Source organism: Sphingopyxis panaciterrae (genome assembly GCF_011762125.1).
Taxonomy (GTDB): Bacteria; Pseudomonadota; Alphaproteobacteria; order Sphingomonadales; family Sphingomonadaceae; genus Sphingopyxis; species Sphingopyxis panaciterrae.
Window position 1 is genome coordinate 173625 of the sequence record NZ_JAASQN010000006.1, and the last position, 21082, is coordinate 194706.

A 21082-nucleotide genomic window follows, 5' to 3' on the forward strand; every position below is an offset into this window, starting at 1 on the left:
GTCAACGCGGCGGGATCAGCCGCGCGATGCTGGCGCGCGGGAGCAGCAACAGCGCCGATCCGCGCCCCGACATGCCGCCGGCGATCGCGCGGGCATCGTCGCCCGCGCCCCAGAAGCTGTCGAAGCGGTTGGCGCCCTTGATCGCGCCGCCGGTATCCTGCGCGATCCAAAGGCCATTGGGCTCGGCGCGGTCGAGCGACAGGAAGACGGGGGCGCCCAAGGGCACATATTTGGGATCGGCGGCCACGCTGGCGCGGCCGGTGACGGGAACGCCGAGCGCACCGAGCGGCCCCGGCCCGGTGATCTCGCGGAAAAAGACCCAGCTGGGATTCTCGTTCATCACTGCGGCGCCGCGCACGGGATCGGCGCGCAGATAGGCGAGGATACCCTGCATCGACGCCTGCCCGCTTTGCAGTTCGCCGCGATCGAGCAGCAATTTGCCGATGCCGACATAATCGCGGCCGTTCTGCGTATCATAGCCGATGCGCATCACGCCGCCGTCGGGGAGCCGCAGGCGCCCCGAACCCTGCACCTGCAAAAAGAAGAATTCGGCGGCATCGGCCGCCCAGGCGATTTCGAGCCCGCGCCCTTCGAGCGCGCCGCGCTCGATTGTCTGCCGGTCGTAATAGGGTATGAAATTGCTGCCTTCGACCCGGCCGCGAATCTTCTTGCCCTTGAGGTCAGCCGAGAACTGGCCAAGATCGACGTCGACGAGATCGCTCGGACGGCGATAGATCGGCACGTCGTAACCCGGGCGCTTGGCACGCGATCCCGCGATTTCGGGCTCATAATAGCCGGTGACGAAGGCGTTGCCCGCGCCGACCTGTACCGTGCCGAAATAGCGCGTGAAGAAGGCGCTCGCGTCATTGTCCGACCAGCCCTTTGCCGCATTGCAGCTTTCGGTCCAGTCGGCACCCTGCGTCAGGCCGCTCGCGTCGGCGCGGCGCTGCACCGAGGGACAGCTGAGGCGGAAGGCGGCCAGTGCGGCTTTCGCCTGATTCGCCGTCACCCCGAGCTTGTCGAAGGCCGGGCCCGCAACGATGCCGCTCGCCGCCGCGGTCGTCGCGCTTGCGGGGACGGGCGCCGCGGGCAGCGCCGGGTTGGGAGTCGCGGGAATCGGCTTGGCCGCAACGACGCCGCTTTCGGACGGGCGCGGCTGATAGGGGCGCACCGGGCCGGCGGGCGTCGGGGCCGGCTTGCTTGTAGCCGGTGGCGGGAGCGGTCCGTTCGACACGCGCCCGCCGCTATCGGGAATGACCGAGGCGCAGCCGGCAAGCAGCGGTATGACAAGGCAGGCGAGTCCGAACGCGCGAACGCGCCGCGCCATCATCACCCCCCGCACGCGGTCAGGCTGCTTCGGCTTCGTCGAGCAGCCAGTTGGGGTCGCTGCTGCCGATCGTGCGGCGGAACGTCCACAGATCGTCGGTCGCGGCGGCGTCGCTCATCGACCCGGCAATCATCCGGCCGTCGGCGTCACGGGTGACCGCGCTGATGTCGGCGCGATAATGGACGGTGACACGCGCTTCATTGCGATGGAGATCGACCGCAGTGATCTTCGCCGAATCGATGCCGATGAGGCGGTTGTCGAGTTTTTCGCCGCGAGCCTCGCGCGCCGTGATCGCGTCGGCGAAGGCTTCGTAGCTGTCGTCGTCGCAGAGATCGCGCAGCGTGTCGCGGTCGCCGCTCCAATAGGCCTCGAGGATCATGCGATACGCCGATTCGGCACCTTCCATGAAGCGCCCGGCATCGAAATTGCGGTCGGCGGCAAGCAAGGCGCGCAGCCCCGCTTCGGCGGCGGGTTCATAAACGAGGCCCGCCGTATCGCCAGCCGCGCCCTGCGGTGCCGAGGGAGTATCGCCGTCGTCGAGCCGCACCGGCGCCGGTGCCGCACGCTCGTCGCGGCGCGGCAGCACCGGTTCCTGCTCGTGCCCCGTGCGCTTGCCGAGCACCGAATAGAGCCGCATGCCGAGGAAGGCGGCAATCATGGCGAGCAAGACGATAGCAAAAGAAGTCACGGGCAAATGTCCAATGCGGCGATGGTATAATCTGGCGTAACATAGGCGAAGCGCCGCCATGTTTCAAATCTCCATGACTTGGCGCACGCGGCAGGTCAACGTCTGGTACGCCGGACGGTTGCCCCGGACCGTCAGGGCCGCTCGTTCAGGCGCACCATTGTGCTCGCCGTGCGGCGCTGCTAAGCGCGCCGCAACCTCCAGCCGCCGGGCTTTCCGGCCCGCGGTCCGGATCCTTCACAACGTTCCAGACGAAAGCAATTGATCATGGCTGACGAGACCAGCAGCGACCTCAATAACCCCGCCCTCCAGCCCAATGGCGAGGATACGAGCCCCGCGATCGGCCTGATCTCGCAATATGTGAAGGACATGTCGTTCGAAAATCCGAACGCACCCGCCGTTTACCAGTGGCAGTCGGCGCCGCAGCTCGACGTCCAGTTCAACATCAGCGCCGAAGGGGTCGGCGAGAATCTGTACGAAGTCGCGCTGAAGGTCGACGTGACGTCGAAGGCCGACGAAGGCACGGCGTTCGTCGTCGACCTCAAATATGCCGGTCTGTTCGGTGTCCGCAACGTCCCCGACGACCAGCTGCAGCCCTTCTTCCTCGCCGAAGCGCCGCGCATCCTCTTCCCCTTCGCGCGCCGCGTCATCGCCGATGCGGTCCGCGACGGCGGCTTTCCGCCGCTGCTGCTCGAACCGATCGACTTCCATGGCCTGTTCCAGCAGCAGGTCCAGGCACAGGATGAGGGCTTGGGCGACATTCCGGCGCCGGTCGGCGAGGCGTAAGACGATCCTGCGGGGCGGGCGCACGGCTTGACCAGTCTGGTCAAAAGCGTCGGGACGATCGGCGGACTGACGCTGATCAGCCGGGTCTTCGGCTTCGCGCGTGACATGCTGCTGGCCCGCGTGCTCGGCGCGGGGCTGGCAGCGGACGCCTTCCAGCTCGCCTTCACGCTGCCCAACACCTTTCGCCGCCTGTTCGCCGAAGGGGCTTTTTCGGTCGCCTTCGTGCCGATGTACAGCCGCGCGCTGCACGGCGCCGCGAGCGAAGGCGGCGGCGAGGAAGCGGCGGCGAAATTCGCCGACGATGTCCTGTCGGTCTTCCTGTGGGTCTTGCTTGCCTTTTCGGCGGTGATGATGATCACGATGCCGGGCATCGTCTGGCTCCTCGCGCGCGATTTCCAGGAGGTGCCGGGCAAGTTCGACCTCGCGGTCTATCTGAGCCGCCTCACCTTTCCCTATCTCGGGCTGATCAGTCTGGTCGCGATGCTGTCGGGGCTGCTCAACGCGCGATCGCGCTTTGCGCCCGGCGCCCTCGCGCCGGTGCTGCTCAACATCGTGCTGATCGGCGGCATCACCGCGGGCTGGTGGCTGCGCGGCGACAGCCATGACGACCGCATCGTCGCGATCGCGCTGGCGGTGTCGGTCAGCCTCGCCGGGGTCGCGCAGCTTGCCTATCTCATCTGGTCGGTGCGCCGCGCCGGCCTCAAGCTCCACTGGCGCCTGCCGCGCTTCACCCCCGAGGTGAAGAAGCTCGGCATGCTGATCCTGCCCGCAACCTTTGGCGCGGGCATTTACCAGATCAGCCAGTTCGTCGACACCTTCTTCGCGACCTCGCTGCCGCAGGGGTCGCTGACCCTGCTGAAGCTTGCCGACCGGCTGAACCAGATGCCGCTCGGCATCGTCGGCATCGCGCTCGGCACCGCGATATTGCCGATGCTGTCGCGGCATATCCATTCGGGCGATGCCAGCGAGGCGCAGCGGTTGCAGGGCAATGCGTTCGAAATGGCGACGCTGCTGACCCTGCCGGCCGCGGCGGCGCTGGCGATCTGCGCCCCGGCCTTCACCGCCGCCTTTTTCGTCGGCGGCAAATTCACGGCGGCGGACGGCGCGATCATGGCGCATATCGTCGTCGCACTCGTCGCCGGGCTTCCCGCCTATGTCATCGTCAAAATCCTCAACCCCGGCTTTTTTGCGCGCGAGGATATGCGCACGCCGGTGTGGACCGCGCTCGCCTCGCTGATCATCAATATCGCGATCAACCTCTATGTCGTCGAGCGATATGGCATCGTCGGGCTCGCCGGTGCGACCGCGGCGTCGGCGAGCATCAACTGCCTGCTGCTCTACACCATGCTCCACCGCCGCGGCTGGTTCCACTTCACCGCCCAGCTCGCCGGCAAGATCGCGCGCCAGATCGTCGCCGTCGCGGTGATGTCGGCACTGCTGTGGTGGATGATGCCGCAGCTCGCGCCTTATTATAGCGGCGGGGTTTTCGATCGCATCTGGTCGCTCGCAGCGCTCGTCGCGGCGGGCGGCGCTGTCTTCTTCGCCGCCGCCTTCCTCGTCGGCGCGCTTGACAAGGATCTGGTCGCCATGCTGACGCGGCGGCGCGCGAAACTACCGGCGCCAGCACAGGAGTAAGACATGCGGATCGTATCGGGCATCCAGCCCACCGGAAATTTGCACCTCGGCAATTATCTGGGCGCGATCCGCAACTGGGTGCGGATGCAGGACGATGCGGCGAAGGCAGGCGGCGACTGCCTGTTCTTCCTCGCCGACCTCCACGCGCTGTCGATGCCGCATGTTCCGGCGGACCTGACCGCGAACACCCGCGCGATGACCGCCGCCCTTGTCGCGTGCGGGATCGATCCCGACCGTTCGACCCTGTTCAACCAGGCGCGCGTCCCGGCGCATGCCGAGCTGCAATGGCTGCTGAACGGCACCGCCCGGATCGGCTGGTTGAACCGCATGACGCAGTTCAAGGACAAATCGGGAAAGAATCGCGAAGGCGCCTCTGCCGCGCTCTTCACCTACCCGGTGCTGCAGGCGGCCGACGTGCTGCTTTACCAAGCGACGCATGTCCCGGTCGGCGAAGACCAGAAGCAGCATCTCGAACTGGCACGCGACATCGCGCAGAAGTTCAACAATGATTATGGGACGCCCGAGGCGCCGGTTTTCACCCTTCCCGACCCGATCATCCCGCCGGACGCGGCGCGCATCATGAGCCTGCGCGACGGATCGGCGAAGATGTCGAAGTCCGACCCGTCGGACATGAGCCGGATCAACCTGACCGACGACGCCGACACGATGATGCAGAAGGTCCGCAAGGCGAAGACCGATGCCGAGCCGCTGCCGTCCGAAGCGGCGGGGCTCGAGGGGCGGCCCGAGGCGAAGAATCTCGTCGGCATCTATGCAACCTTCGCCGATGCGCCGGTGGATAAGGTGCTCAGCGAATATGCCGGCAAGGGCTTCGGCGCGTTCAAGCCGGCGCTCGGTGATTTGCTGGTTGAAAAACTGGCGCCGATCAACGCGCGTTTCGTGGCATTGAAGGACGATACGGCGGCCCTCGACGCGATTCTCGACAAAGGCGCCGCCAAGGCGCGGGCCCTTGCAAAACCGACGCTCGACGCCACTTATGACATACTCGGCCTATGTCGCTGAAATAACAGCGGCGAAGGAGAACCGGCCGGGAACGAAGCCGCGACGAAACGGGTTCAACCAAGGTTAAGTCGCATCGGTGTAGTCATGCTATATGAGTGCGATAAATATGCGCATCGAATCACGGAGCATGAAGATGAGCAAGATGAACCTCCGGCGGCTGGGCCTTGCCGCCATGACGGGCGCGGCGCTGGCGCTGGCCGGCTGCGCGACACCGTTCAAGGCTGACGTCGCGCGCTTCCAGACGCAGCTTCCCGCGCCGCAGGGCCAGAGCTTCGCGATCGAATCGAACGATCCGACGCTGCAAGGCGGAATCGAGTTCGGCCAATATGCGAGCCTCGTCGCCGGTGAACTGACGCGCTACGGCTATCGCCCCGCGGCGCCGGGCGAACGCCCCGATATGCTCGTCCGCATGGACTATGGTGTCGACAAGGGCCGCGAGCGCGTCGTGTCGTCCCCCGGCTTCGGCGATCCGTGGTACGGCGGCTATGGTTATGGCCGCGGTTTCTATCGCCCGGTGATCGTGCGCGGCCCGCGCGGCCGCCGCTATGTTTATGGCTGGAGCGACCCCTTCATGTGGGGCGGCGGCTTCGGCGGCTATAACGACGTCAGCAGCTACACCGTTTATACGAGCGGCATGCAGTTGCAGATCAATCGCGCCACCGACGGCACACGCCTGTTCGAAGGCCGCGCCGAGGCGCAGTCGCGCGACAATGACCTGCAACAGATCGTCCCCAATCTGATCGAGGCGATGTTCACCAATTTCCCAGGCAATTCGGGCGAACGCGTGCAGATTACGGTGGCTCCGCCCGAGAAGAGATAATCCCCGCACAAAGCGGAACAGGGCCCGCTCTCCACTTGGAGGGCGGGCCTTTTTTTGTTGTGGCGGTTATGGCGGTGGCGGATTCAAAAGAAGAATGGCGGCTTTGGGGTGGAGAGCTGTCGTTCCTATAACCGTCATCCCGGGCTTGACCCGGGATCCCGCTTTTTAAGGTTATCCGGCAACTTGTGACGCCAAGCGGGACCCCGGATCAAGTCCGGGGTGACGAGGATGGAGATGGCAGCTCTCGGCCATTTCCTACCCTGTATCGTCATCCCCATTGCCGCCGTTACCGGACAACCGCAGCCCGAATCCGTGAGAACCTTCGTCAATCCGCGACCGCTTTTACGCAGCGCGCCAAATAGTTTTGCACGCAAGGCTAAGCAAGAGCTGCCACGAAGCGTTAGAGATGCCGCCAAAGGTTCTACACGCACGAAGGGCGCTCTCCATGATGCAAGCAATCCCCCTGATCGATCCGCCGGTGCAGTCGATGACACTGGCCGATGGCAGGCACCTTGAATGGCGGGAATATGGCCGCCCGGACGGAAGGCCCGTCCTCTATTTTCATGGCGGCGGCGGCTGTAGCATCGAAGGCGGGATTTTCCATCGCGAGGCAGCCGGGCAAAATATCCGGCTGATCGCGACCAGTCGGCCCGGCGCCGGCGGTTCAACCGTCTGCCCCGGGCGCCCCGCTGCCGCCTATACCGACGATTTGGAAGAACTGCTCGCCACACTGGGGATCGACACATTCGCCTGTTTCGGCGAATCGAACGGCGGCATGATGACGCTGGCCGTCACCGCCACCATGCATAGCCGCGTCCTTGGCGGCGTGCCGATCAACCCGACCCTGCCCTGGTATGATCCGCTGGCCCGCAGCGTGGCTTCGCGTGGGGCGGCGATCGGATATCGCATGATGACATATCTGCCGCGCGTCGTCGCCCGGCTGGCGGCCAATTCGGCGGACAGGATTCGCAGGCAGAAAGCCGAAACGCCCCGCCGCGAAGGCGAATATAACCGGGTCGACCTGCTCGGACCCCCGCCGGGGATCGAGGCGGATGTTGCCGAAGTCCAATGGCGCACGATGGATCGGACCGATAGCAAGGCGCTGCTGGCCGAGCTGGCGTGGGCGACAGCGGATTGGGGTTTCGACTATTATGCGATCCCCGTCCCGCTCGATTTTTTCTGCGGCGTCTACGATGCGCAGGCGCCCTTCGCCTTGGTCCTTGCCGATCGCAATCCGGATGCCCGCTTTCATTATTTCGCGTTCGGCCACAACGGCTTCTCGCACCCCGATGCCAGACGCCGGATCGTCGCCACCGTCGCCGGCTATTTCGATCGCTGAGATCGGGCGCGCCGCCGCCGCCCAGCGGGGAAATCAGCCGTTCAGGCTGCGGCGGATCGCGGCGATTTCGGCGTCGAGTTCGCTGTCGCTGACGCGCAGCGCCTCGACCGTGCGCACCGCATGGATCACCGTGCTATGGTCGCGCCCGCCAAAGCGGCGTCCGATCTCGGGATAGGAGCGCGGGGTCAGTTCCTTCGCCAGATACATCGCGACCTGGCGCGGGCGCGCGATCGCGCGGACGCGGCGCTTCGATGCCATTTCCGACTTGTCGAGGCGATAGTGGGCGCACACCGCGCGCTGGATTTCATCGATCGTGATCCGCGGCCGCGCGCTGCGGACATTTTCGGCGAGCCGGTCCTCGGCGAGCGCAAGGTCGAGGCGCGCGCCGGTCAGCGCGGCATAAGCGAGCAGCTTGTTGAGCGCGCCTTCTAGTTCGCGGATATTGCGGGTGAAATGCTTGACCAGATAGGCGACGACATCGTCCGGAACCTCGACCATCGGCATCGCTTCGAGCCGCTGGCGGATGATGCGGTCGCGCAGATCGTCCTCGGGTGCCTCGATATCGGCGACCAGACCACCAGCCAAACGGGACAGCAGTCGCGCCTCGACCCCGTCGAGCATCGTCGGCGGGCGATCGGCGGTGACGACGAGGCGCTTGCCCGCGGTCATCAGGTCGTCGATCGTGTGAAGCAGTTCTTCCTGCGTCGAATTCTTGCCGATCACGAACTGGAGATCGTCGAGGAGGAGGAGGTCGGCGGCGCGCAGCCGCGCCTTGAACGCCATCATATCGCCGCCGCGCATCGCGCCGACGAATTCGAGCATGAATTTTTCCGCCGACATCAGGATGATGTTCGCGGCCGGGTGAACCGCGGCATAGGCCTGCGCGATCGCATGGAGCAGATGGGTCTTGCCCTGCCCGGTGCCCGAGCAGAGGTAGAGCGGGTTGAACTGCGGCGCTTCGGCCATCGCCATGCGGCGCGCGGCATTGGCGGCGAGGATATTGCTGCGCGCGACGACGAAGCGGTCGAATGACAGGCGCGCATCGAAGGGTGACGGCGCCGCGATGGCGGCAGGCGCGGGTTCGAACGCCGGCAGCGGCGGGCTGGCGAGGATCGCAGCACGATCGGCGGCCGCGGCGCCGCCGCGCACGGCGACGCTGCGCACCGCTGGCAGATGCTGCCGCCATGCCAGTTCGAGCCGGTCGCCGAAGCGTTCGTTGATCCAGTTCGCCGAAAAGCGGCTGGCGGTTTCAAGCGTCACGACGCCCGATAGCGCGCAATAGTCGGCGAAGCGTACCGGCTTCAACCAATGGTCGAAGGTGCGTACGCCGAGGTCGCGGCGGAGGCCTTCGGCGACGCGCGGCCAGAGCGCTGCGGCATCGCCGCTCATCGCCCCTGTTCCCGCGTCGATACCATGCCGATTCCCTCTTGTGTCACGCCGTGTCGCCCCCTGAGCCCCCGCCGCCCCCGCATGTGGCCCGCCCGCACGCCGATTCGTCACTTGCGCCGGGGCGCAAGCATCCTTTCCCGGGCAAATGGCCCGAAAATATGCGAATCATGTCGATGTGGCGGCCACCGGCGAAGGCCGACGACACCCCTGTCTAGTCAGGGCTCGCCGAGTCGAGCAAGGGTCGCCCCTGTAAAAATACTGAAATAAAAATCTTGACTCGCCGGACCCCTCAGAAACCCGCGAAACCGGCTTTTTATCACTATATTTCAATGATTTATTTGTGACAATCGCGTCATTGAAAAACGAATCGCCGAAAATCCGTCACTTACCGCGCTGCAACACTATTGCCATCACCGCGTCATAATCGCGCCGCGACGACGGACGCAAAAAGACCCGCCGGACGGGCCGGCGGGTCTTTTGATCCTTGGTTCGGCAGAAGCCGAATCAGGCGATGGCGTTGACGCTTTTGGTCAGGCGCGAGAATTTGCGCGCGACAGTGTTCTTGTGGAGGACACCCTTGGCCACGCCGCGCGCCATTTCGGGCTGCGCAGCCTTCAGTGCGGTTACCGCGGCATCCTTGTCACCGGCGGCGACAGCATTCTCGACCTTCTTCACCAGCGTACGGATGCGCGAAACGCGATTCTTGTTCACAACGGTGCGCGCCTGGTTGCGGCGGATGCGCTTTTTTGCCTGCGGCGTATTGGCCATAAATTCCTCGGTTTCCAAACGGTCTAAGTCAGTCGGAGCGCAGCGTCACCGGAGCAGCCGAATCGCGCAAACAGGCGAATCAATGTCCGGATACGGCCGGTTCCGGTACGACCGGACCCTGCTCGAAGGGTGCGCCCATAGCCAGCGAGGCGCTGAAGGTCAATGGCTTTCGGCCCAGCGAGGGGCATTGCAGCGCTCCCGGCAGGGCGGGCCGGGCGGCCGAGATGACAGGGATTGTCCGCCGCGAGCGCTGCCTTCGCCCAGGGATTCATCGATAAAGCCACAAAAGCCCCGCATGCGGGCACCGGATTTGTGTCCTTTGAGGCTTTACAGCCTCATCCGCGGGGCTGCCGCCCTAACGACATCCGGTGGGAGGATGGCACGACCGGATAATGTAGGACAGCGCTTTTTTGCCCGGCCGATGGCGGCGGTTTTGGGGTGGGGAGCGGACGCTGCTTAACGCACCTTCGTCATCCCGGATTTGATCCGGGATCCCGCTTTTTGACCGCATAATCCGCCTTTGACTTCAAGCGGGACCCCGGATCAAGTCCGGGGTGACGATAAGGGTAATGGCAGCAACCGGCCGAAACCAGCCGCCCCTTCCCCTGACCATGTCCGGCCGGCCCGCGCTTGGTTACCGAAGATTTACCCTAATTCCCTATGGCATGGTCCAGCGGCGGAGTGCGCCGACCCGATCCGGACCAATCGAGGACCCATGCGTCACGATATCAAGCTTGCCGAACCGATTCTCGACGTCGAGACGCTGCCGCTCGAAGTGGCCGTTGTCGTGCCGACGCTCAACGAGGCGGCCAATGTCGAACGGCTGGTCGAAAGCCTGTCGGTCGTGCTCGCGGGGCGCGGCTGGGAAGTGATATTCGTCGACGACAATTCGTCCGACGGCACAAGCGACCTCGTCCGCCGCATCGGGCGTGGATCACGGCATGTGCGCATCGTCCAGCGCGTCGGGCGCCGCGGGCTGTCGTCGGCGGTGATCGAAGGAATTTTGGCGACCGCCGCGCCGGTGATCGCGGTCATGGACGGCGACCTGCAGCATAGCGAGGACGCGCTGCCGCGTCTGGTCGACGCGATCGAGACGGGCGGGGCCGAGGTGGCGATCGGGACGCGCTATGTCGAAGGCGGCGGCACCGGCGACTGGGATGCCGGCCGCGTGCGGATGAGCCGCCTTGCGACGCGCGCCGGACAGATGGCGCTGGGCACCGACGTCAGCGACCCGATGAGCGGCTTCTTCGCGATCCGGCGGGACGCGTTCGAACGCGCCTTGCCGCGCCTGTCGGCGATCGGGTTCAAGATATTGATCGATATCCTCGCCTCGTCGCCGACCGCGCTGAAGGTCGCCGAGATACCCTATCATTTCCGCAGCCGCGAGGCGGGCGAAAGCAAGATCGGCGCGCGCGTCATCGCCGAATATGCCGAGCTGATCGCCGACAAGACGATCGGCCGGTTCGTGCCGATCCGGCTCATAAAGTTTCTGATCGTCGGCGGGCTTGGGGTCTTCGTTCATCTGGCGGTGCTGCGCACGATGCTCGGCCTCGGCGATGCCTTCATCACCGCACAGACCGCGGCGGTGGTCGTCGCCATCGCCTTCAACTTCTTCCTGAACAACAGCTTCACCTATGCCGATCGCAAGCTGAAAGGCTGGCGGATGCTCGGCGGGCTGGCGAGCTTCTATGCCATTTCGGCGCTCGGCGCGGTCGCCAATATCGGGATCGGCACCTGGATGGCCGGGCATGACGAGCGATGGTGGGTCGCGGGCGTCGCGGGCGTGCTGGTCGGCGCGATCTGGAACTTCGCGATGTCGTCCGTGCTGACCTGGCGCAAATGATCGTGGCCCCCGCGCCTTCGGCAAGCTGGAACCGCTTCGCGCCCGCGCCGCGTCCGCTTGCCGCAGCGTTGCTGGCGCTTCTCGCCGCGCTGATGCTGATCGGCGTCATCGGCGGCGGCGACGGCGCGCGGGTTGCCGGCGCGGGCGCCGGATCGATGCGCGCCGAAAGCGGGCTGATCGGCGACCATGCGCTCTACGCCAATGTCCTCCACCGCGTCGAGGCGGGCGAATCCTATTATACCGCGGTTGCCGCCGAGCATCGCGCGAACGACTATCCGCTGAAACCCTTCATGACGGTTCGCCTGCCGACGCTGATGATGATCGTGGCGACGATCGGCGTCCCTGCCGCCATGGCGCTGGGATTGCTGGCCGGCGTCGTGGCGGTATCGACGTGGCGCCAGCGAATACGGAGCGAGCCCGGCCTGCCGCGCTATGCCAGCCTGGCCGCGCTGTTCATCGCGGTGAATCTCTCGCAGCTTACCGAACGGGCCTGGGTGCTGATGCACGAAGCCGTGACCGGGGCGCTGATCGCGCTCGCGCTCGCGCTTTACCGCCCGGCGCGGCCGTGGGCGCCGATGGCCGTCGCCGGGGTTGCCGTCGCGATTCGCGAGACGGCGTTGCCGGTCGCGATGCTGTTCGGCCTGTTCGCGCTCATCGACCGCGACTGGCGCGCCGCGGCTGGCTGGGCTGCGCTTGGCCTTGCCTTCCTCGCGGTCCTTGCCGCGCATATCGCCGCGCTCGCCGCGGTGACCGTGCCCACCGACCTGGCAAGCCCAGGCTGGAGCGGCCTCGGCGGCTGGGCGACCTATGTCGCCTTCGTCCACGAAACCTCGATCCTGCGTTTCACGCCGATGTGGACCGCCGCGCTGCTGGTGCCGCTCGCGCTGCTTGGCTGGGCAAGCTGGCGATCGCGGCTGGGTCTGGCCGGCCTTGGCGTGCAACTCATCTATGCGCTGCTCCTCATGCTGTTCGCGCGGCCCGACAATTTCTATTGGGGCATGCTGATCGCGCCGACCCTGTTCATCGGGCTGGCGTTTGCCCCCGCGGCCGTGACAGCGCTGATTCGCGCATTGGGGCCCGGGCGATTGCACCCTGCCGCCATGCCCAATTGAAACGCAGGATATTTGCGCATACATTATGCGCAAAGGAGATGGTGATGAACCGCCCCGCGCGATTCGAAGGTCCCAAGAAGGCGACGAATGTGTCGCTGAGCGCCGAACTGGTCGAAGAGGCCAAGCGGCTGGGAATCAACGTCAGCGAAGCCTGTCAGGGCGGGCTGGCGGCTGAGGTCAAGCGCGCCCGCGAGGCGGCGTGGCAGGAAGAAAATCGCGCCGCGATTGAAAGCTGGAACGATTACACCCGCAAGCACGGGCTTCCGCTCGCAAAATACCGGCAATTCTGATGGCACAGTTCGATGTGCACGAAAGCCGGCTTGGCGAACTGCTGCTGGATTGCCAGAGCGATCTTCTCAGCCATTTCAGCACGCGCTTCGTCATTCCGCTGATGTCGGAGCAGACGGCCCGGACGCTGCCGCGCCTGCATCCGGTGTTCAGCATCGACGGCACGCAGCATATTCTGGCGACGCAACTGGCGTCGGCGGTCGATATCGAAGATCTTGGCCCCAAGATCGCTTCGCTGGCCGACCAGCGAAGCGACATATTGAACGCGCTCGACGTGCTGCTGACGGGAGTCTGAATCGATGGCCGCACCCCGCATCCTGCTGATCATCGGTGGCGGTATCGCCGCGTATAAATCGATCGAACTGGTCCGGCTGCTCCGCAAGTCGGGCCATGTCGTGCGCTGCGTACTGACGCGCGCGGGCGAGCAGTTCGTCACCCCGCTGACCCTTGCGGCGCTGAGCGAAAACAAGGTCTACACCAGCCTCTTCGACCTGAAGGACGAGGTCGAGATGGGGCATATCCAGTTGAGCCGCGAGGCCGATCTGGTCGTCGTCGCGCCGGCGACCGCCGACCTGCTCGCCAAGATGGCGGGGGGACAGGCCGACGACCTCGCTACCACGCTGCTGCTCGCGACCGACAAGCCGGTGCTCGCGGCGCCCGCGATGAACGTCCGCATGTGGCTGCACGCCGCAACGCAGCGCAACGTCAGGGCGCTGCGCGGCGACGGGGTGACGGTGATGGAACCCGATGAGGGCGAAATGGCGTGCGGCGAATATGGCCCGGGCCGGCTGCCCGAGCCCGCGGCGATTTTCGCCGCGATCGAGGATGCGCTGGCCAATGCGCCCCTGCCCTCGCTTCTCCCGTCGTCTTCGACATCGCCGCTGGCCGGCCAGCCCGATTTCGCCCCCGCGGAGCATCGCCCGCTCCACGGTCGCCGCATCCTGATCACCGCCGGCCCGACGCACGAACCGATTGACCCGGTGCGCTACATCGCCAACCGCTCGAGCGGCAAGCAGGGCTTTGCGATCGCCGCCGCCGCCGCCGAAGCGGGCGCCGAGGTGCTGCTGATCGCCGGCCCCGTGCCCTTGCCGACGCCGCCCGGGGTGATCCGCGTCGATGTCGAAACCGCGACCCAAATGGCGGCCGAAGTGCAGCAGGGCCTGCCCGTCGACGCCGCGATCATGGTCGCCGCGGTCGCCGACTGGCGCGCCGCCGACACCGCGGCGCAAAAGATCAAGAAGGATGGCAGCGGACAGGTTCCCCCGCTCGCGCTCGCAGAGAATCCCGATATCCTGGCCGGGCTGGCCAGGGATCCCCGCCGCCCGCCGCTGTTGATCGGCTTTGCCGCCGAGACCAACGACGTCATCCAGCACGCACAGGCCAAGCTGGCACGCAAGGGATGCGACTGGATCGTCGCCAACGACGTGTCCGCCGACCCGATGGGCGGCGACGCGAATATGGTGCATATCGTGACGCCGCAGGGTGTCGACAGCTGGGAACGGCAGCCCAAGAACGCCGTCGCCCGTAAATTGATGGAAAAGATCGCCGATGAACTCGACACCCGCGCCCCCCCTGAAAGAGATTGAAATTCGCATCCAGCGGCTGCCCAATGGCGGCGGCCTGCCGCTGCCGGCCTATGCGTCGGACGGCGCGGCGGGGATGGACGTGGTCGCCGCCGAGACGCTGACCATCCGCCCCGGCACGCGCCACGCAGTCGCCACCGGATTTGCGATCGCGATCCCCGCCGGTTACGAAGTGCAGGTGCGCCCGCGTTCGGGCCTCGCGCTCAAACATGGCATCACCTGCCTCAACACGCCGGGGACAATCGACAGCGACTATCGCGGCGAAGTGAAGGTGATCCTCGCCAATCTTGGCGACGAGAATTTCGAGATCAAGCGCGGCGACCGCGTTGCGCAACTCGTTCCTGCGCCGGTCCAGCGCGCCGCCTTTGCCGAGGTCGAGACGCTTGACGAAACCGCGCGCGGCGCGGGCGGCTTCGGTTCGACCGGGATCACGAGCGATCCGGTCGAGGACGAAGCCGAACCCGCCGGCGTCGCCTCGCTGGCCGCCATCCAGATGCGGCGGCCGGGCGAATAGACCTTGCTCAGCGACGCCGAACTCGACCGTTATGCGCGCCAGATCATCGTGCCCGCGTTCGGCGGCGCGGGGCAGGCGAAGCTGAAGGCGGCACATGTCGCGATCGTCGGTGCCGGGGGGATCGGCTGTCCGGCGATCACCTATCTGGCCGCGGCGGGGGTCGGCCGGCTGACGATCATCGATCACGACCATGTCGAGCGCAGCAATTTGCAGCGCCAGCCGCTGTTCACCGACGCCGATATCGGCATGCCTAAAGCCACGGTCGCGGCGGACGCCGGACGCCGGATCAATCCCCATGTCGATTTTGCGGCGCATATCGTCCGGCTGACCGATGCCAATGCCGAAGACTTGCTGGGCGATACGAGCCTGATCCTCGACGGCTGCGATAATTTCACGACGCGGCTCGCGGTCAATCGCGCCGCGGTGGCGCGCGAGATCCCGCTGCTCAGCGCGGCGATCGGGGCGTTCGAGGGGCAGGTCGCGCTCTACCACGGCTGGCGCGCGGACAGCCCCTGCTATGCCTGCCTGGTCGGCAGCGACCCGAATCAGGAAGGCATCAACTGCGCCGAGACGGGCGTGATGGGCGCGCTCGCGGGAATGATCGGGACGATGGCCGCGCTCGAGGCGGTGCGCGCGCTGACCGGCTGGGGCGAGCCGCTCGCCGGACGGCTGGCGATCGTCGACATGCTCGACCGGCGCTGGCGCGAGGTCGGCGTCGCCAAGGACCCGGGATGCCCGATATGCCGGCATTGAACATCATCGTCTCGCTCGCCGAGGGCGCGCGCTTTTACGCCGCGCTCGAAACCGCGATGGCGGCAGCAGCGCTCGGCACGCCCGTCCGCCTGTTCCTGCAGGGCGAGGCGGCGGCGTTGCTGCGCCCGCCGATCGCCTTTGCGGGCGACGCCGCGCGCAAAGCGGTAGGGCAGCCCGATCTCGCCTCGATGATCGACGAAGCGGCGATGATGGGGGTCGGTTTTTTCCTATGCCAGTCGGGGATGGCGCTCGCCGGCATGACGGCACCCGAAATCGCGCCCGACGTCCGCATCGCCGGGCTGGTCAGCTTTATGGCGAACATCGAAGCCGGCGATCGGCTGGTGGTTTATTGACGGCGATGATGCGGTTTCGGGATGGTCGGCTAGCGGCCGGAAGCTGCCGTTATCCCTTTTCGTCACCCCGGGCTTGACCCGGGGTCCCGCTTGACGTCGAAAGTTGCGGAAGCCCGCAAAAAAGCGGGATCCCGGGTCAAGCCCGGGATGACGAAAGTAGGGTGGTACCTATGTCCGCTCCCCACTCCAATTCGGACATTCCTTCGCCGATCATCTTTAGATGAAGCGCCATCCGCGCCCTCGCTTGAATAGCCGATCACCCTTATGGTCGTTACCGCCGCGCTACGGATTATCGCAGACGGTGATCGCGTCGGGATCGGGGCGTTTACCGCTCGGCACGAAGCGCGCGAGATAGCCGCCCGCATGCTGCTTGTCGTCGAACGACACCAGCTTGTACCCCACCGCCTCGAATTCGCAGACGAGCAGGCGGAACGGCGTGCCGTGCTGGGCGATCGGGCGGTCGCCATCGACGACGATCACCTGCCCGCCCGCCCGCAGCGCCGGCCGCAGCCGCCACAGGAAGGCATAAGGCTCGCCGATCTCGTGATACATATGGACCATGAAGATGCGGTCGAAACTGGCGGCGGGCAGGCGCGGATCATCGACCGCGCCAAGCTTGATCGAGACATTGTCGAGCCGCTCGCGCGCGACGCGATCGGCAAGGCGCTCGATCACCTCGGGAATGATGTCCTGCGCAAGCACGCGGCCGCCGATGCCCACCCGCTGCGCGAGGCGCACGGTGTAATAGCCGTCCCCCGCGCCGATGTCGGCGACGGTCATATCCGGACGCACGTCGGCCGAATCCATGACGTCGTCAGCCTCGTTCACCCGGTCGCGCGCTTCCTCGGTCGACCATTTGGTCGAAACCGTCGGAGCGACGGGGCGATCAGCGGGCGGAAATTCGCGCGACGTTTCAAGGCGATCGCTGCCTGATTCCCATGGCGCATCACAGCCGCCGAGCAGCGACGCCAGCGCCAGTGCAGCGATCGCCGACCGGACGCCCGCCAGCGCCATCAGTCGATATCCTCGACCTCGACCTTTTCGCCGGTCACCTTCTGCGACAGCGCCGCCGCCATGAAGGGATCGAGCGCGCCGTCGAGCACGTCGGAGGGGGCGGTCGAGGTCACGCCGGTCCGCAAATCCTTCACCAGCTGATAAGGCTGGAGAACATAGGAACGGATCTGGTGGCCCCAGCCGATTTCGGTCTTCGCCTGATATTCGCCCGAGGCCGCGGCCTCGCGCTTCTGCAACTCGGCCTCGTACATCCGCGCCTTCAGCATGCCCATCGCGGTCGCGCGGTTCTTGTGCTGCGAGCGGTCGTTCTGGCTGGCGACGACGATGCCGGTGGGGATGTGCGTGATACGCACCGCCGAATCGGTCGTGTTGACATGCTGCCCGCCCGCGCCCGAGGCGCGATAGGTATCGATCTTGAGATCGCCTTCGTTGATCTCGATATCGATATTGTCGTCGATCACCGGATAGACCCAGACGCTGGAAAAGCTGGTGTGGCGCCGCGCCGAGCTGTCGTAGGGCGAGATGCGGACGAGGCGGTGGACGCCGCTTTCGGTCTTGGCATAACCATAGGCGTTTTCGCCCTTCACCAGCATCGTCGCCGATTTGATGCCCGCCTGTTCGCCCGCCTGATATTCGACCAGTTCGACCTTCAGCCCGCGCTTTTCGGCCCAGCGGCTGTACATGCGCTGGAGCATTTCGGCCCAGTCCTGGCTTTCGGTGCCGCCGGCACCGGCGTGGACTTCGATATAGGCGTCGTTGGCGTCGGCCTCGCCCGCGAGCAGCGCCCTGATCTTGTCCTCTTCGGCACGCGCGGCAAGGATGCCGAGCGAGGCCACGGCCTCGTCGACCATCGCCTCGTCGCCTTCCATCTCGGCGAGTTCGATCAGTTCGGCGGTGTCGCGGCATTCGGTTTCGATCGCGCGCGTCGCGGTGATCGCCTCGTCGAGCCGGCGGCGTTCGCGCATGACGTCCTGCGCCGCCCTGGCGTCGTTCCACAGGGTCGGATCCTCGACCTTCGCATTGAGTTCGTCGAGCCGTCGCACCGCGCGGTCCCAGTCGAGGAAGCGCCGCAGCAGCGCCAGCGCGGCGCCGATCTTGTCGATATGATCCTGCGCTTCGGCGCGCATGTCCTTACTCCTGAAATAACAGCGTCCGGCCATAGTTGGACGGACTCACTCTCACAAGGCCGCATCCCAGAGCGAAGACGAGGGACGATACCAAGCAAAGTCGAGCCAGAAACTGCCGGTTCTCGTTCCGCTCGAACGGCCCCGCCGTCTTCGCTCTGGGTATGCGGCAATAGCTTGGCCCCGTATTCGCCTCAGATGATGCCGCCGCGATCCTCCATGAAATCGCTGTCGCTGCGGCGTCCATTGCCTTGCTGAACCGGCGCATCCTGCCGCCGCGGGGTCTTGACCGGCTTGATTTCCTCTTCGCGGATCGTCCGGCGCGGCTCGCTTTCGGGCTTGAACGCTTCCCAGATGATCGCCGCCTTGGGGTCGCTGCCCGGCCAGCTGCCATAGACGCGGCGGCCCGACTGGCGGTCGATACGCACCATGCGCACGCCCTTCGGCGCGGTGAACGGTACCGGCTGGCGATCGGCGAGCGATTCCAGATAAAATTGCTTGAAGATCGGGGCGGCCATGCTGCCGCCTTGAACATAGCCGCCCATGTTCCGCGGCTGGTCGAAGCCGATATAGACGCCGGCGACGACATCGGGCGTACCGCCGACGAACCAGGCGTCCTTCGGACCCGAGGTCGTCCCGGTCTTGCCGAACAGGGGTACGCCAAGGTCGCGCAGCCGCACCGCGGTACCGCGCTGGACGACGCCTTCGAGCATGTGGACGACCTGATAGGCGGTCATCGGGTCCATCAGCTGCTTGCCCGACTTGGCAAAGCGCGGCATCGGCCGGCCGTCCCAATCCTTTTTATTGCAGCCTTCGCACGGCTTCCATTTCGCCGGGAAGATCACCTTGCCGCGGCGATCCTGCGCATAGTCGATCACACGCGGCTTCAGTTCGCGGCCATGGTTTGCCAGCATCGCAAAGGCGTTGGTCATCTTCTCGACCGTCGTCGACCCGGCGCCCAGCGCGGTCGAAAGATAGGGTTCATGCTTGCCGATCCCCATCGTCCGGATCGTGTCGACGATCGGCTCCATCCCGACCTGGCTCGCGGTGCGCACCGTCATCAGGTTGCGCGACTGTTCGAGGCCCCAGCGCATCGTATGCTCGCCCGACCCGCCGCCGCCGCCGAAGTTGCGGAAGCATTTGTTGCCGAGGCTGGCGCCTTGATAGACGCAGAAGGATCCGTCGACGATCATCGTCGCGGGGGTCATGCCGTTGTCGAGCGCGGTCGCATAGACGAAGGGCTTGATCGTCGAGCCTGGCTGGCGTTCGGCCTGCGTCGCGCGATTGAACGGCGACAGGCGGACGTCGAAGCCTCCCTGCATCGCATAGACGCGGCCCGAATGCGGGCTTTCGGCCATGAAGCCGCCCGACACTTCGGGAATATTGCGAAGGCCATAGACGCCGTTCCCGATCGCCTTGACCGCGATCAAATCGCCCGGACGCATCGCCGAAAAGGCGCTGCCGCCGGTCTTGCGATAGCCGAGGCTCGCGGCGCCCGCAGGCAGCGTGCCGGTCGATCCGTCGGCAAAACCGATCTGCGCGGCGCCCGCCGATTTGGAAATCACCGTGGCGATCCGCCAGCCGTCGTAATCGATGCCGATGAAGCTCGATGCGAGGCGGCTCTGCCACTGGTCGTCGGCCTCGATCGTCGCGATCGGGCCCGACCAGCCCTTGCCCGCGTCATAGCGAATCAGACCCGCGCGCAGCGCCTTGGCGGCGGCGGCCTGCATCTTGTCGTCATAGGCAGTGCGGACCCAGAGGCCGCCGGCATAGACGCTGTGCGGCCCATCCTCGGCGGTCTCGCCGAATTCGGCGATCAACTGGCGCCGCACCTCTTCCATATAATAGCCGCCGACCTGCGCGACCACCGTGTTGCCCGTGTCGGTAAGCCCGAGCGGCATCGCCTGCGCCGCGTCGCGCTGTGCGGCGGTGATCCAGCCGTTGCGGTACATTTCGCCGAGCACGAAATTGCGCCGCGCGATCGCCTTGTCGGCATTGCGGGCGCGGCCGTAGGTCTCGGGCGCCTTGGGCAGGATCGCGAGGAACGCCATTTCATGCAGCTTGAGCTGGTCGACGTCCTTGTCGAAATAGGCGCGGCTCGCCGCCTGGACGCCGAAGCTGCGCCGGCCGAGCGGAATTTCATTGAGATAGAGTTCGAGGATCTGCTCCTTGCTCAGCGCGCCTTCGATGCGCTTGGCAAGGATCGCCTCGCGAATCTTGCGGGTGTAGCTGAGTTCGTTGCTGAGCAGCAGATTCTTCGCGACCTGCTGGGTGATCGTCGACGCCCCGATCGGCCGGCCGTCATTCTTCAGATTGGTAAGGATCGCGCTCGCGATACCCGGATAGTCGATGCCGCCATGTTCGAAGAAGGTGCGGTCTTCCGCCGCCAGATAGGCGCGGACCAGAAGCTGGGGATATTCGCTATATTCGAGCTGGACGCGCCGTTCGCGCGCATAGGCGTGGACGGGTTTGCCCTCGGCGTCGCGGACCATCGTCGGCAACGGCGGCTCATAGTCGCGAAGCTGGTCCACCGACGGCAGGTTGCGCGCGACGAGTACCCAGAGCAGCACCAAGGCAAGCAGGCCGGCGAGGGCGAGATAGCCGAACCAGCGGAACCAGCGCCGCGTCCACATGTCGCGAAACCACCCGATGACGGCGTTGCTGTCGCGGCGCAGGCGCAGGCGGAAATTGGGCGGACTGTCGGCGACCATGATGGCCAGCCTCTAAAG

The 21082-nt window shown here is 65.9% G+C and carries 19 protein-coding genes and 1 pseudogene; 13 read left to right on the plus strand and 7 right to left on the minus strand.

The window, feature by feature from the left end; all coding sequences use genetic code 11:
• Position 1: 1 nt before the first annotated feature.
• A complete protein-coding gene (gene mltA / locus FHR22_RS18850) occupies positions 2-1327 on the minus strand; it encodes a murein transglycosylase A (protein WP_166945341.1) in 1326 nt (441 codons plus the stop codon).
• A 19-nt stretch (positions 1328-1346) separates the two neighbouring features.
• Positions 1347-2015, minus strand: a complete 669-nt coding sequence (locus tag FHR22_RS18855) for a Tim44/TimA family putative adaptor protein (RefSeq protein WP_341786909.1) — start codon at positions 2013-2015, stop codon at positions 1347-1349.
• Between the two features lie 264 nt (positions 2016-2279).
• Between FHR22_RS18855 and secB the strand changes: the two genes are divergently transcribed.
• The 5 genes from secB to FHR22_RS18880 all read left to right on the plus strand — a co-directional run bounded on the left by secB (position 2280) and on the right by FHR22_RS18880 (position 7612).
• On the plus strand, positions 2280-2798 hold the full coding sequence (gene secB / locus FHR22_RS18860) for a protein-export chaperone SecB (protein WP_166945223.1): 519 nt from the start codon (positions 2280-2282) through the stop codon (positions 2796-2798).
• 27 nt (positions 2799-2825) lie between these two features.
• Positions 2826-4433 carry a murein biosynthesis integral membrane protein MurJ gene (gene murJ / locus FHR22_RS18865; protein ID WP_166945224.1) on the plus strand — a complete coding sequence of 536 codons (1608 nt, stop codon included), beginning with the start codon at positions 2826-2828 and terminating at the stop codon, positions 4431-4433.
• A gap of 3 nt (positions 4434-4436) precedes the next feature.
• Positions 4437-5453: a tryptophan--tRNA ligase gene (trpS, locus tag FHR22_RS18870; RefSeq protein WP_166945225.1), complete on the plus strand. Its 1017-nt coding sequence runs from the start codon at positions 4437-4439 to the stop codon at positions 5451-5453.
• Positions 5454-5580: 127 nt separating this feature from the next.
• A complete protein-coding gene (locus FHR22_RS18875; protein WP_166945226.1) occupies positions 5581-6273 on the plus strand; it encodes a DUF4136 domain-containing protein in 693 nt (230 codons plus the stop codon).
• Positions 6274-6718: 445 nt separating this feature from the next.
• The gene (locus tag FHR22_RS18880; protein WP_166945227.1) at positions 6719-7612 is read left to right on the plus strand and encodes an alpha/beta hydrolase; all 894 of its coding nucleotides are present in this window, start codon (positions 6719-6721) and stop codon (positions 7610-7612) included.
• A gap of 33 nt (positions 7613-7645) precedes the next feature.
• On the opposite strand, the gene dnaA is transcribed toward FHR22_RS18880, so the two are convergent.
• Together dnaA and rpsT are read right to left on the minus strand one after the other, a co-directional pair.
• A complete protein-coding gene (gene dnaA / locus FHR22_RS18885) occupies positions 7646-9001 on the minus strand; it encodes a chromosomal replication initiator protein DnaA (protein ID WP_166945228.1) in 1356 nt (451 codons plus the stop codon).
• 504 nt (positions 9002-9505) lie between these two features.
• The gene (rpsT, locus tag FHR22_RS18890) at positions 9506-9769 is read right to left on the minus strand and encodes a 30S ribosomal protein S20 (protein ID WP_166945229.1); all 264 of its coding nucleotides are present in this window, start codon (positions 9767-9769) and stop codon (positions 9506-9508) included.
• A gap of 715 nt (positions 9770-10484) precedes the next feature.
• On the opposite strand from rpsT, the gene FHR22_RS18895 reads away from it, so the two are divergent.
• The 8 genes and pseudogenes from FHR22_RS18895 to FHR22_RS18930 all read left to right on the plus strand — a co-directional run bounded on the left by FHR22_RS18895 (position 10485) and on the right by FHR22_RS18930 (position 16215).
• Complete coding sequence (locus FHR22_RS18895; RefSeq protein WP_166945230.1) at positions 10485-11612, plus strand: glycosyltransferase; 1128 nt, start codon at positions 10485-10487, stop codon at positions 11610-11612.
• A gap of 2 nt (positions 11613-11614) precedes the next feature.
• On the plus strand, positions 11615-12724 hold the full coding sequence (locus tag FHR22_RS18900) for a hypothetical protein (protein ID WP_166945231.1): 1110 nt from the start codon (positions 11615-11617) through the stop codon (positions 12722-12724).
• 44 nt (positions 12725-12768) lie between these two features.
• Positions 12769-13014, plus strand: a complete 246-nt coding sequence (locus FHR22_RS18905) for a type II toxin-antitoxin system CcdA family antitoxin (RefSeq protein ID WP_166945232.1) — start codon at positions 12769-12771, stop codon at positions 13012-13014.
• A complete protein-coding gene (locus tag FHR22_RS18910; protein ID WP_166945233.1) occupies positions 13014-13307 on the plus strand; it encodes a CcdB family protein in 294 nt (97 codons plus the stop codon). Before FHR22_RS18905 ends, FHR22_RS18910 begins: the two co-directional genes overlap by 1 nt.
• A 4-nt stretch (positions 13308-13311) precedes the next feature.
• A complete protein-coding gene (locus tag FHR22_RS18915; RefSeq protein WP_166945234.1) occupies positions 13312-14598 on the plus strand; it encodes a bifunctional phosphopantothenoylcysteine decarboxylase/phosphopantothenate synthase in 1287 nt (428 codons plus the stop codon).
• Positions 14561-15022 (plus strand): annotated as a pseudogene (gene dut / locus FHR22_RS18920) (dUTP diphosphatase); the annotation flags it as partial. The gene FHR22_RS18915 and the pseudogene dut, both read left to right, overlap by 38 nt.
• A 90-nt stretch (positions 15023-15112) precedes the next feature.
• Positions 15113-15862 carry a HesA/MoeB/ThiF family protein gene (locus FHR22_RS18925; protein WP_166945236.1) on the plus strand — a complete coding sequence of 250 codons (750 nt, stop codon included), beginning with the start codon at positions 15113-15115 and terminating at the stop codon, positions 15860-15862.
• Entirely contained in the window at positions 15841-16215 is a 375-nt protein-coding gene (locus FHR22_RS18930; protein ID WP_243853853.1) for a DsrE family protein, read from the plus strand. The genes FHR22_RS18925 and FHR22_RS18930 overlap by 22 nt, the downstream gene beginning before the upstream one ends.
• Before the next feature lie 282 nt (positions 16216-16497).
• Here FHR22_RS18930 and FHR22_RS18935 read toward each other — a convergent pair whose 3' ends face one another.
• From FHR22_RS18935 to FHR22_RS18945, 3 genes are all read right to left on the minus strand, one after another.
• Complete coding sequence (locus tag FHR22_RS18935; RefSeq protein WP_166945237.1) at positions 16498-17229, minus strand: class I SAM-dependent methyltransferase; 732 nt, start codon at positions 17227-17229, stop codon at positions 16498-16500.
• Positions 17229-18356 carry a peptide chain release factor 2 gene (gene prfB, locus FHR22_RS18940; protein ID WP_166945238.1) on the minus strand — a complete coding sequence of 376 codons (1128 nt, stop codon included), beginning with the start codon at positions 18354-18356 and terminating at the stop codon, positions 17229-17231. Before prfB ends, FHR22_RS18935 begins: the two co-directional genes overlap by 1 nt.
• Positions 18357-18547: 191 nt before the next feature.
• On the minus strand, positions 18548-21064 hold the full coding sequence (locus tag FHR22_RS18945; RefSeq protein ID WP_166945239.1) for a penicillin-binding protein 1A: 2517 nt from the start codon (positions 21062-21064) through the stop codon (positions 18548-18550).
• Positions 21065-21082 lie beyond the last annotated feature (18 nt).

Bases quoted from the DNA above. Each gene is read 5' to 3' on its own strand.
- FHR22_RS18945 (WP_166945239.1), bottom strand. From the start codon at position 21,064: ATGGTCGCCGACAGTCCGCCCAATTTCCGCCTGCGCCTGCGCCGCGAC.
- FHR22_RS18880 (WP_166945227.1), top strand. From the start codon at position 6,719: ATGATGCAAGCAATCCCCCTGATCGATCCGCCGGTGCAGTCGATGACA.
- mltA (WP_166945341.1), bottom strand. From the start codon at position 1,327: ATGGCGCGGCGCGTTCGCGCGTTCGGACTCGCCTGCCTTGTCATACCG.
- FHR22_RS18895 (WP_166945230.1), top strand. From the start codon at position 10,485: ATGCGTCACGATATCAAGCTTGCCGAACCGATTCTCGACGTCGAGACG.
- FHR22_RS18905 (WP_166945232.1), top strand. From the start codon at position 12,769: ATGAACCGCCCCGCGCGATTCGAAGGTCCCAAGAAGGCGACGAATGTG.
- rpsT (WP_166945229.1), bottom strand. From the start codon at position 9,769: ATGGCCAATACGCCGCAGGCAAAAAAGCGCATCCGCCGCAACCAGGCG.
- prfB (WP_166945238.1), bottom strand. From the start codon at position 18,356: ATGCGCGCCGAAGCGCAGGATCATATCGACAAGATCGGCGCCGCGCTG.
- trpS (WP_166945225.1), top strand. From the start codon at position 4,437: ATGCGGATCGTATCGGGCATCCAGCCCACCGGAAATTTGCACCTCGGC.
- FHR22_RS18930 (WP_243853853.1), top strand. From the start codon at position 15,841: ATGCCCGATATGCCGGCATTGAACATCATCGTCTCGCTCGCCGAGGGC.
- dnaA (WP_166945228.1), bottom strand. From the start codon at position 9,001: ATGAGCGGCGATGCCGCAGCGCTCTGGCCGCGCGTCGCCGAAGGCCTC.
- FHR22_RS18915 (WP_166945234.1), top strand. From the start codon at position 13,312: ATGGCCGCACCCCGCATCCTGCTGATCATCGGTGGCGGTATCGCCGCG.
- FHR22_RS18875 (WP_166945226.1), top strand. From the start codon at position 5,581: ATGAAGATGAGCAAGATGAACCTCCGGCGGCTGGGCCTTGCCGCCATG.
- FHR22_RS18910 (WP_166945233.1), top strand. From the start codon at position 13,014: ATGGCACAGTTCGATGTGCACGAAAGCCGGCTTGGCGAACTGCTGCTG.
- secB (WP_166945223.1), top strand. From the start codon at position 2,280: ATGGCTGACGAGACCAGCAGCGACCTCAATAACCCCGCCCTCCAGCCC.
- FHR22_RS18935 (WP_166945237.1), bottom strand. From the start codon at position 17,229: ATGGCGCTGGCGGGCGTCCGGTCGGCGATCGCTGCACTGGCGCTGGCG.